This window comes from Erythrobacter sp. (genome assembly GCF_039988855.1).
Taxonomy (GTDB): Bacteria; Pseudomonadota; Alphaproteobacteria; order Sphingomonadales; family Sphingomonadaceae; genus Erythrobacter.
Window position 1 is genome coordinate 954,229 of record NZ_JBDXIY010000015.1, and the last position, 10,773, is coordinate 965,001.

The window sequence follows — 10,773 nt, forward strand, 5'->3', positions numbered from 1 at the left end:
GTCCCTTGCTTCAAATGTTTCCTCAAGCGGTCATCAGCACGCCGCGATACACCGGGTCTTCCATCGCGCGACCTGTGCCAATGGCAACGCAGGTGAGCGGGTCTTCAGCGATAGAAACAGGAAGGCCAGTTTCCTCACGAAGATGCTCATCCAAGCGGCGAATAAGCGCGCCGCCCCCAGTTAGAACGATGCCCTGATCAACGATGTCCGCAGCCAATTCTGGCGCGGTGTTTTCCAGTGCAATGCGCACACCCTCGACAATCGCGCCGATAGGTTCAGACAGTGCCTCTGCCACATGCGATTGATTGATTGTAATCTCTTTAGGCACGCCGTTCACAAGGTCGCGGCCTTTTAATGTGATGGTTTCACCAATGCCGTCTTCGGGGATGATGGCGATACCGTAGTCCTTTTTGATCCGTTCCGCTGTCGCATCACCGATAAGCAGGTTGTGGTGACGGCGGACATAGGAAACGATTGCTTCGTCCATCTTGTCACCGCCGGTGCGCACGGATGTGGTGTAGGCTAGGCCGCGAAGCGACAGGACAGCAACCTCTGTCGTGCCTCCGCCGATATCGACCACCATCGAACCAACAGGTTCAGTCACAGGCATATCGGCACCAATCGCGGCTGCCATGGGTTCAAGGATGAGGTGCACTTCCGAAGCCCCCGCGTTCGAAGCGGCATCGCGGATCGCGCGTCGTTCAACCGAAGTCGAGCCAGAGGGAACACAAATCACAATTTCAGGATAGCGGAACAGATTGCGCTTCCCATGAACCTTGCGGATGAAGTGTTTGATCATCTCTTCCGCAATTTCGATGTCTGCAATAACACCATCACGAAGAGGCCGGATCGCCTCAATCGTATCAGGCGTTTTACCCATCATCATTTTCGCATCGTCGCCAACGGCCTTGACGCGTTTGATTCCACTTATGGTCTCAATCGCAACCACACTTGGTTCGTTCAAGATGATGCCTTGATCCTGCACATAGACCAGTGTGTTGGCAGTCCCAAGGTCGATCGCCATGTTCTGCGATCCGAATTTGAAAAGATTGGCAAAGAAGCTCATTGTCGCTGTGTTCCGTGATATCCCGTAAGTGCAAACCCGTGCGGGCCACCCGCCGCATTGCGTGTTCAGACGAAATGCTCATTCGGCCTAGCGAACCCCGGACAAAAAGGGAAAATTTTTGTTGACTGTGAAGCGTATTTTCCCCCGTCACCCTCGAATTTGCGACACTTAAGCGCTAGCTTGAGACAAATGCCCCAAATTCGACGCCTTCCTGAAACCCTTGTTAACCGTATTGCTGCGGGTGAAGTCGTTGAAAGACCTGCTTCAGCACTCAAAGAGCTGGTGGAAAACGCAATTGATGCAGATTCTTCGCGAATCGCCGTGTCGCTTGTTGATGGAGGGCTGACCCGACTCGAAGTGACCGATGATGGTTGCGGGATGAGCGCGGACGACATGACGCTTGCGTTGGAGCGTCACGCGACATCGAAGTTGCCAGATGAAGCCATTGAAATGGTGGCAACATTGGGCTTTAGGGGCGAAGCGCTCCCATCCATTGCTAGCGTCGCACGCCTGACACTGGAAAGCCGGGTTCGCGGTTCTGATGATGGTTGGCGCAAAGTCGTTGATCACGGCGAAATTGTTGAAGAGGGACCTGCTGCACTACCGTTTGGAACCCGCGTTCGAGTCGAACAGATATTCGCCCGCATTCCGGCTCGGCGCAAATTCCTTCGCACGGCGCGAAGTGAATACATGGCATGCCTTGATAATGTCCGCCGCCTTGCCATGGCGCGGCCTGATATTGCTTTCACTTTGGAGAATGTCACCGATGGAAAGGTCCGTAAGGGCCTGAACACTCAAGCCGATGAGGCGTTGGCCACCCGTGTTTCACAAATTGTTGCACGCGAACTGAAAGACAATGCGGTTGAGATTGATCTTAATCGCGATGGTCCGCACGGCCCGATGAGCCTCACGGGTCTTGCCGGCCTGCCGACTTACAACCGTGGCGTGGCCGATCATCAATATCTTTTTGTGAATGGGCGTCCGGTGAAAGATAAACTGCTCACCGGAGCGGTGCGCGGGGCTTACTCTGACATGCTCGCACGGGATCGCCATGCTGTGCTTGCGCTGTTCCTTGATATACCGCCGCAAGATGTGGACGTTAACGTCCACCCGGCGAAGACCGAGGTGCGGTTTAGAGATGCGGCCGGCGTGCGCGGCTTTATCGTGTCGGGTCTCCGTCAAGCATTGGCAACAGGTGATAGGCGCTCTGCGCAAGGTCCGGACCGGGCGGCGATGGGGCGATGGGTGGCTGAACCTTCACATCCAGTCCCGCACCAAGAAGCCCCCGCCATGCGCTCCATATTTGAAGCGCGCGATATGCCTCCTAAGGATGCATATCTTGCAGAGCCGCGTCCGGCGTTTTCATCTCCATATTCCCAGCCACCGGCGGACGCAGCGCTGCCTCAAGGCCGTGCGGAAGAAGCCGTGCCGCTTTCAGAGGAAACCCAAGATTACCCTCTGGGTATTGCGCGGGGCCAAGTGGCAAACACGTATATCGTCGCAGAAAGCCAAGACGGGCTTATCCTTGTTGACCAACACGCCGCGCATGAACGCCTCGTGCTTGAGCGACTGAAACGCTCTGGCGCAGAGGAGGCCGTGCAGCGCAGTCAAGCATTGCTTGTGCCCGATGTTGTTGAAATGGATGAGGCTGATTGCGACCGATTGGAAGAGGCGGCTGAGGGATTGGCCCGCTTTGGGCTTTCGGTTGAACGATTTGGATCGTCCGCAATGCTGGTACGCGCCGTGCCATCTGCGATCGCCAAGGCTGACACAGGAAAGCTCCTGCGCGACCTTGCCGATGACATCGCCAAGCATGGTCCTCAGAAGGAGAGCGGCTCTCTACTATTGGCTGAGAGGCTTGAATATGTGCTGGCAACGATGGCGTGTCACGGTTCGGTTAGAGCAGGGCGCGTTCTAAACGTGGCGGAGATGAACGCGCTCCTTCGAGAAATGGAAGCAACGCCGCGATCAGGCCAATGCAACCACGGACGGCCAACGTGGGTTAAATTGTCGATGGAAGATGTAGAGAAGCTTTTTGGTCGCCATTGAGGGTACCTTTGAAGTGACAGCAGAATCTCGAACCTTGTTAGCAGATGACGCTAATATTGTTACGCTTTCAAGTATCTGTAAAATAACACTCAGTCTGAAATGGACCCAATAAAATACCATTATGGATGCAACTGTGTTAACTTCGAGGCAGGTACAAGCATTCAAGAAATGCGGGTCACTTTGCAAAGCGCAGCTGAAGTCATTGTGCTCGATCTGGGTGTAAAGCAGGCTCGCCATTGCTCGATTGAGTGAGTGTACCCTGATTGGGGGGAGCTTTGCTTACTTGAGATTATGAAAATTCTTGATGGCGACACTCGCGGAAGGTGGACCGATGGGCTGGTCGATCCTCTTATCGTTCAGGCTGAGCGGTTTCTTACCAGTAGGCAGGTGAGAGATAAAACGCTTGGGCCTGACCTATTCGGTGAACCGGCATGGGAGATACTTCTATCTACCTTTATTGCTGCGGGACATTCCAGAGTGTGCGTTGTGCAACCCTTGGCTTATGAGCTGCACCTCGCTAAAAGCGACATGCGCAACTGGATTGTACGGCTTTCAGAACGTGGGTTGATCGAAGATTTAGGGGTGACAATTGCGATTACACCGCGCGCAGAAGCGATGATGAGGGATACGTTGGCCGCGCACCATCGCAGTTTTGCTCAGGACTTCGGCGGTGAAAATGGGCTTCTCCATTTTTCCAGCGGCCGGATTGTTTAAGGCAAATTGAGCGCCTTGAGGAATTAGAGTTAGACGTTGAATTTAAACAGTAAGATATCACCGTCTTGAACGTGGTATTCCTTACCTTCTTGCCGCAATTTGCCCGCTTCTCTTGCAGGAGCCTCCCCGCCAAGTTCGATGTAGTCATCATACGCGATCGTCTCGGCGCGGATGAAACCCTTCTCAAAGTCAGTGTGAATTTCGCCTGCCGCTTGCGGAGCCTTGGCTCCATCTGGGAAAGTCCAAGCGCGTGCTTCTTTGGGGCCTGCGGTGAAGAATGTTTTGAGGCCGAGCAAAGTGTATCCAGCGCGAATTACGCGGGCAAGGCCGCTTTCCTTTAGGCCAAGCTCTGTGAGATATTCAGAGCGGTCTTCTTGCGGCATGGCGACCAATTCGGCCTCGATTGCGGCTGATACGACAACCGCTTGCGCGCCCTCAGATGCTGCCTTTTCAAAAACCTTTTCGGAAAGAGCGTTGCCCGTGGAAGCTTCGTCTTCTGCAACGTTGCAGACATACAGAACAGGTTTGGCTGTAAGCAATTGTGCCTGTTCAAGTACGCGGGCTTCTTCTTCGTCGTTTGGTTCAACCAGCCGTGCAGGCTTGCCGTCCTTCAACAGCTCAAGCGCTTGCCCTAGGACCGAGGCCATAATTTTTGCTTCTTTATCACCAGCGGTGGCGCGCTTGGCCGCATTGGCAACACGCTTTTCCAAGCTTTCAAGATCGGACAGCATAAGCTCTGTCTCAACCACTTCGGCATCGGCAATGGGGTCAACATGGTTCGATACGTGCTGGATGTCGTCATCCTCGAAGCACCGAAGCACGTGCACAATCGCATCAACCTCGCGGATATTTCCCAGGAATTGATTGCCTAAACCCTCACCTTGGGCGGCACCTTTCACAAGGCCAGCAATATCAACAAAGGCGAGCTGAGTTGCGATGATTTTTGCGCTTGATGCAATTTCCGCAATCTTGTCCAACCGCTGATCGGGTACAGCGACCTGGCCCACATTAGGCTCAATCGTGCAGAACGGATAGTTCGCCGCCTGCGCAGCCTGCGTCTCGGTAAGAGCATTAAACATTGTGGACTTGCCAACATTAGGCAGGCCAACGATCCCGCAACGGAAACCCATGGATCAATTCTTTCGCTTGTGAAGTTGCGCCGCGCCTTAGCTTGGGGCGGGGCGCTTGGCCAGCCTTGGCGTGAGCCCGGTGGTCTAAGTGTTATGAACCGCTTTGATCCAAGGGCCGTACGGGCTCTCACCCAGCCATCCAACCTGAACCTCAGCGGCAACTTTGTTAATGGCTATTTGCGGTTTGGCTCCGGGGTGGACTTCGCGTCGCAACGGGCGTGTACCTGCGGGCATGGCGATTATTTCTGCCATAGCATTTGGAACATCCATGGGATCCGTTGATCCGCCGCCTGCGCGACCCCCAAGCTGTGCGATCAATGCTTCATAGCCATCCGTGTGTTTTTCTTCGGCACGTTCAAGCAATGCGAGACTGTTCTCGTTTGAGTTTTTCCAGATCATGGTCGGATAACCGCCGGGTTCGATAATGTTCACATCCACGCCGTGTGGGACCAATTCATAAGCAAGCTGTTCGCTCATCGCCTCAAGCGCGAACTTGGTTGGCGAATATTGCGCATAGCTTGGCACAATCACGCGGCCCAATTGCGAGGTTACGTTGATAATGAGACCGCTCTTGGCCTTACGCATCGCCGGGAGGACAGCGCGCGACATGCGGTGCGGGCCAAACACGTTCACATCGAACAGGTGGTGAGTCGCTTGCATGTCCTGAATTTCAAGTGGCCCGCCATACGACGTGCCGGCATTGTTAATTAGCACATCAAGCGATCCACCGGTCGCCGCGAGCACTTGCTCAACGCCGCTCGCAACTTGTTCATCGGACGTCACGTCAATTTCAATCACTTGTAGATCGAGCTTTTCGTTGAGAGCGAGCAAGCGCAGCTCATCTGCCTCTGGGCGAGGGAGGCTACGCATGCTTGCAAAGACTTTTGCGCCTTTACGTGCAAAATCTTCCGCGGCGAGGCGGCCAAAACCAGTCGAGCAGCCCGTGATGAGAACAGATTTGCCTGCCATATCGTGCGAAACATGCACTTTGTCATCGGCGGAAATATAGGCGCTTGCGGCAAGCGCCCCTGTTGCGGCTGCGCCGGCGAGGAGGGTGCGACGATTCATATTGGGCATGGGGTCAATCTCCGAGTTGTGCGGTAAAGGCGAACCACGCCTTCGCACTGTTTATGGGCATTCTATCCCAGCTCACTCGCTGCGTCGACAGTGGTTTTGACATCATCAAAGACGCCCAAGCGGTGCATCTCATTTTGAACGTACCACAAAGCCCAAATGTCATAGAGCGCATGGCCAATCATCACCGCCAGTAAACTTTCGAGTGTGAGGTAGAGCAGGGCGAATACGCACCCCATAACCCCAATCAGAAATGCGACCTTCATCTTTGCCAGGTGAATGGCTGCAAACAGAATTGAAGTGCCCGTTATGGCGATCCAAAGTGGCAGGTAATCCTTCGCAATGGTAAGCAGGCCGCCGCGAAAGAACGCTTCTTCCCATATCCCCGCACAAAGCGAGATGATGATGATTGAGCCCGTCCCAAGCTTGTTCTTGAGAAAGGCAAGGCTGTGCGCTTGATCGCGGATCAACTGCTCAGAAAACCGAGGGAAGAGTTTGAACAACAGAAACCCGGTTGCGATCATCCCGGCAGCGATTGCGATGCCGTAAAACACCTCATGAGGGCTAATCGTGACAAAGGTCAGAATATCACGTCCCGAAAGATACCAGATTACCGCTCCAGCTGCGGTGAAGATCGCGGCCTGTCCGCAAGTGGCTGTGAGCAGTTCACGCGTGCTCATCTGCGCCATTTCATCGCTTGGGTGGCTCATCCCGCTTTTTTACCCGTGCTGCCGTAGGGCAATATCGCTCATAAAACGTGGGTCGTTGCCCTCGGCCAACCATTGCGCCTCGGCCCCAATTGCACCCAGCATTTCAACCAAGTCATCTTGTTCCGCTTTGGCAAAATTACCCAGAACGTGAGAGTTGACGCGGTCCTTGTGACCGGGGTGCCCGATGCCAATCCGGATCCGACGGAAATCTGCACCAAGATGTTTATCGATGGAGCGCAGGCCGTTGTGACCTGCATGCCCCCCGCCTTGCTTTACCTTCACCCTAAAAGGCACAAGGTCTAACTCATCATGAAAGACAGTAAGCGCATCAAGTTCAAGCTTATAAAACCGCATCGCCTCTCCGACGCTGCGCCCGCTTTCGTTCATGAAGGTCGCAGGCTTTAGAAGCAGGATCTTTTCGCGGCCAATACGGCCCTCCTTCACCCAGCCTTGGAATTTCTTCTGTTCGGGCCCGAAGTCATGCATCTCGGCGATCACGTCGAGTGCCATAAAGCCGACATTGTGCCGGTGAAGTGCGTATTTTGGGCCGGGATTTCCGAGGCCTGTCCAGATCTGCATTTTGTTTCCTTAGCAGGCTTTGCCTCCCCCTCAAGCACCCGGCATACGCGAACGTAGCTAGCTTGCCTTGGCTTTCCATCCGAAAGTTCGGACGTATTGCCACCGCTGCGCGGTCAAGGGTCTCGATCAGCTTAGCCAACCCAAAAACAAAACACCGAGCCCCTTTCGGGACCCGGTGTCTTGATGATTTTCTCTGGTGGAGAGAGGCTTATTCGCCTTCGTCTTCACCTTTCTGTGCAGTTGCTTCAACTTCATCAGCTGCTGGCGCATCGTCTTCGTCGGCGGTGTCACCTTCAGACTGCTTGAGCGCAGATGGTGCAACCAGAGTGACAATGGTAAAGTCGCGGTCTGTAATCGCGCTTTCTGAGCCTTCCGGAAGTTGAATTTCGCTGATGTGGACCGCGTCGCCAACGTCTTTGCCAGCAACCGATACTTCGATTTCGCTGGGGATCTTGTCCGCTGCACAAACCAATTCAAGTTCGTGACGCACAACGTTGAGAACGCCGCCTTTAACAAGGCCGGGCGAGTCCTCTTCGCCAACAAAGACAACTGGGATCGACACGTCGATCTTTGCGTCTTTCGACAGACGGAAGAAATCCACGTGTGTCGGGCGGTCAGAGACCGGATGCAGAGAGACATCTTTAGGAATGGTGCGAACAGGTTTGCCGTTCACTTCGACCTGCACGATCGAGTTCATAAAGTGGCCGAGCATCAGTTGACGAACCAGTTCCTTTTCCTCGACGTGGATCATTTGGGGTTCTTCCTTGCCGCCATAAATAACAGCGGGGACCCGACCTTCGCGGCGAAGTGCACGGGAGGCTCCCTTGCCTGCCCGTTCGCGCGCTTCGGCGGGCAAATTCAGAGCGTCGCTCATAACATTAGCCTTTCGAAAATATATTCATTTAAGTGCCTTGCACGTCCCGCCTCCAGGGATGACCAGAACGCCAAGCTCGGCGCACATAGCGCGTGGGGGTGAGAATACAACCGAAAAGTCGTCTATGCTGCTATGCGCGATGACGCGTTTGGCGGTGTATCCATGCTGTTCAAGCATAGCGGGAAGGCCATCGGCACCTACAAGATGCGCGGTTCCTACGGCAACAAGCGGCTTCTGATCTGTTGCAAGCACCGGGAGAAGCTGGGTCACCCAATCTTTGTTCCGGTTTACAAGAAGGGCGTCTCGTAGCTCTGGATCCGCCATGATTCCATCTGTGGTGGCCTTCTCCAACGGTCCTACGTCGCCCGCTATCCATGCACGAAGGAGCCTGCCCGGATTTTCCCTTGAGGATGCCCACTCCTTAATCGTGCCTTCAAGCAGAGTTCGTTGGTCGTCGGCAGCCAGCGTGTCGAAAATCCATAATTGACTGCGAGCGGTTTCAAAGCCGCGCACCGGGCGGCCTTCGAATTCGGATATAATCGCACGATCCACACCAAACCGAGGTTCGCCGGGCGCATCTATTTGGGCGAGCATAATTGCGCTGGCCCAATCTTCGACATCCACAAAACTACTCGCTGAAAAATCAGAGCTAGCGAGCATCAATTCCAACTGTGACTGCAATGCAGGGTTCAAGCGTTGATCAATCGGATCGAGGCCTGGTGTGTAGGACAGCTCCGCAAAGGTATCGGCCACATCATCGGAGGCCCCAAGGTCAGCGACTTCAACCAGCAAAAGATCGGACCGTTCGGTCACTTCTTCGATTGCAGCTGTGCGCCAGAAAACGCCCTTAGGGAGGGCGTGGATTGTGCCTAACAGCCAGCCTTCGACCTCTCCGTCAGCGTTTGCGATCTCGTAAATGAGCGGATTGGGCGGTGGATAGGGTTCCACCTCACCTATCTTTTGTTCCTCGCTGCATGCCGTGATGGCAAACAGGGCGAGAACCAAGGTAATGGCCAGCGCCGTACGCCGCGCTGGGCGGGCATTATACGAAGCGCTGGGACTTTGGGTTGTCATTACTGGACCCGCTGAGTTTCGATACCGCGTTGAGCGAGGTATTGCTGAACGCTCTTATCGCCTGCAAGGTGACCTGCTCCCACAGCCATGAACACGGTACCCGGGGTCGTATCAAGACGGTTTTCAATCCATTCGGCCCATGTCGCATTACGCGAATAGAGAAGTGCTTCAGCTAGAGCTTCATCGGTAAGGTCTTCGTTCATGATTACCGCCAAGCCGTCGGGATCACCCTCGACCCATTCGGCAACCATGGCGTCGATTGTATCTTTAACCTTTGGCATGCCTTCAATCGCTTCCATCATAAAAGCTACCTGTACATCCAGCGGCAGTCCGTCAAAGATACCGATCTGGAATTCAGCGGATTCCAATGCGTCCAGTGTACGATCACCCGCTTGGGAGAGGATCACTCTATCAACGCCGGAATTGGGGTCATACCCTTGCTGGATAAGAGGGACCAACGAGAAGGTTAGGCTGGCAAGCCAAGGCTTCATCGGATCAAAAGCTGCCGGTTGGGCACCGAGTCCGGCGAGCGCTGCTTCATAACTTGCCGTTTGTTCTTCATTGAGGAGCGAACGCAGTGTTGTGCCATCGCCAAATTGGCCGCGCGCCTGTGCCAGTTGGCTCAGCGCCGCTTCGCTTGCTGGGTCCATTTTGATCTCTGTGACAACAGTATCTGATGAACCAAGGGCAGCATCAATCTCTGCATCGTACCATTCAAGGTCCGTTGGCAAAACGTGAACAGTACCGAAAAGATAGATCGTCGTGTCTTCATCGGACACTTTCCAAAGCGCTGGGCCATCTGGACCGCTGGCCAATTCGACGATCTGAGGAGTTGCTTCAGCATGTTCGTCGGCAAGAACCGGGCCGGAAGCTAGGAGAGCAAAGCCTGCAACGGTTGCGGTTAGAATTGAATTTAGCTTCATGTTTTAGATCCTTAACCCGGCGGTGAAGTAGCCGAACGAATTGAAATCAGAGATGAACCCATGTTGGGATGGGAGGCTCCTATCCAGATAGTTTGAAGGCTCAAACAAACAAATAGGTGAACGCAATCACAAGAAAGATAACATAATCGTCGACCGGAGGAATTACACCTTCAAACGTGCGCAAGGTCCATGCCGTGCAACCGTAACGTAGAGGCTAACGGTCCAGAACGCGCCAGCGGTTGGATGTTTTCAAATTTCTTCGTGGAAGATCTCTTCGATGGTCATGCCCAGCAGGCGCGCTATTCGAAAGGCGAGGGGAAGGGAGGGGGCGTGCTTACCCGTTTCGATGGCGTTGACAGCTTGGCGTGAGACATCGAGGCTTTCTGCCAGATCGGCCTGCGACCAATTGCGTTCTGCGCGCAGCACTTTGAGACGGTTTTTCATGCGTGGTCGCTCTCCATACGGTCTTGAGAAATTGCAATATCCACCTCTGGTAGCAGGAGAGACATACAGAATGACCGGTGGTCTTGTTTTATGTTGTGCTTCACCTGCACTGTCAATAATACCTGACATTATGTCA

At 54.2% G+C, this 10,773-nt stretch carries 11 protein-coding genes; 2 read left to right on the plus strand and 9 right to left on the minus strand.

Annotation, left to right across the window (positions count from 1 at the left end; translation table 11 throughout):
* Positions 1-22: 22 nt before the first annotated feature.
* On the minus strand, positions 23-1,066 hold the full coding sequence (locus ABJ205_RS07480; protein WP_348159365.1) for a rod shape-determining protein: 1,044 nt from the start codon (positions 1,064-1,066) through the stop codon (positions 23-25).
* Positions 1,067-1,255: 189 nt separating this feature from the next.
* Between ABJ205_RS07480 and mutL the strand changes: the two genes are divergently transcribed.
* Complete coding sequence (gene mutL / locus ABJ205_RS07485) at positions 1,256-3,115, plus strand: DNA mismatch repair endonuclease MutL (RefSeq protein ID WP_348159367.1); 1,860 nt, start codon at positions 1,256-1,258, stop codon at positions 3,113-3,115.
* A 291-nt stretch (positions 3,116-3,406) separates the two neighbouring features.
* Positions 3,407-3,829, plus strand: a complete 423-nt coding sequence (locus ABJ205_RS07490) for a hypothetical protein (protein WP_348159369.1) — start codon at positions 3,407-3,409, stop codon at positions 3,827-3,829.
* A gap of 29 nt (positions 3,830-3,858) precedes the next feature.
* Here the strand turns inward: ABJ205_RS07490 and ychF are convergent, their stop codons facing one another.
* The 8 genes from ychF to ABJ205_RS07530 form a co-directional block, all read right to left on the minus strand.
* Positions 3,859-4,959, minus strand: a complete 1,101-nt coding sequence (gene ychF, locus ABJ205_RS07495) for a redox-regulated ATPase YchF (RefSeq protein ID WP_348159371.1) — start codon at positions 4,957-4,959, stop codon at positions 3,859-3,861.
* A gap of 84 nt (positions 4,960-5,043) precedes the next feature.
* A complete protein-coding gene (locus ABJ205_RS07500; RefSeq protein ID WP_348159373.1) occupies positions 5,044-6,036 on the minus strand; it encodes an SDR family oxidoreductase in 993 nt (330 codons plus the stop codon).
* Between the two features lie 62 nt (positions 6,037-6,098).
* Entirely contained in the window at positions 6,099-6,743 is a 645-nt protein-coding gene (locus ABJ205_RS07505; protein ID WP_348159375.1) for a CPBP family intramembrane glutamic endopeptidase, read from the minus strand.
* Between the two features lie 9 nt (positions 6,744-6,752).
* The gene (gene pth, locus ABJ205_RS07510) at positions 6,753-7,322 is read right to left on the minus strand and encodes an aminoacyl-tRNA hydrolase (protein ID WP_348159377.1); all 570 of its coding nucleotides are present in this window, start codon (positions 7,320-7,322) and stop codon (positions 6,753-6,755) included.
* A 208-nt stretch (positions 7,323-7,530) separates the two neighbouring features.
* A complete protein-coding gene (locus tag ABJ205_RS07515) occupies positions 7,531-8,196 on the minus strand; it encodes a 50S ribosomal protein L25/general stress protein Ctc (protein ID WP_348159378.1) in 666 nt (221 codons plus the stop codon).
* A gap of 24 nt (positions 8,197-8,220) precedes the next feature.
* Positions 8,221-9,270 carry a TraB/GumN family protein gene (locus ABJ205_RS07520; RefSeq protein ID WP_348159380.1) on the minus strand — a complete coding sequence of 350 codons (1,050 nt, stop codon included), beginning with the start codon at positions 9,268-9,270 and terminating at the stop codon, positions 8,221-8,223.
* Complete coding sequence (locus tag ABJ205_RS07525; RefSeq protein ID WP_348159381.1) at positions 9,270-10,193, minus strand: TraB/GumN family protein; 924 nt, start codon at positions 10,191-10,193, stop codon at positions 9,270-9,272. The genes ABJ205_RS07520 and ABJ205_RS07525 overlap by 1 nt, the downstream gene beginning before the upstream one ends.
* Positions 10,194-10,442: 249 nt before the next feature.
* Entirely contained in the window at positions 10,443-10,637 is a 195-nt protein-coding gene (locus tag ABJ205_RS07530) for a helix-turn-helix transcriptional regulator (protein ID WP_348159382.1), read from the minus strand.
* Positions 10,638-10,773: the final 136 nt, after the last annotated feature.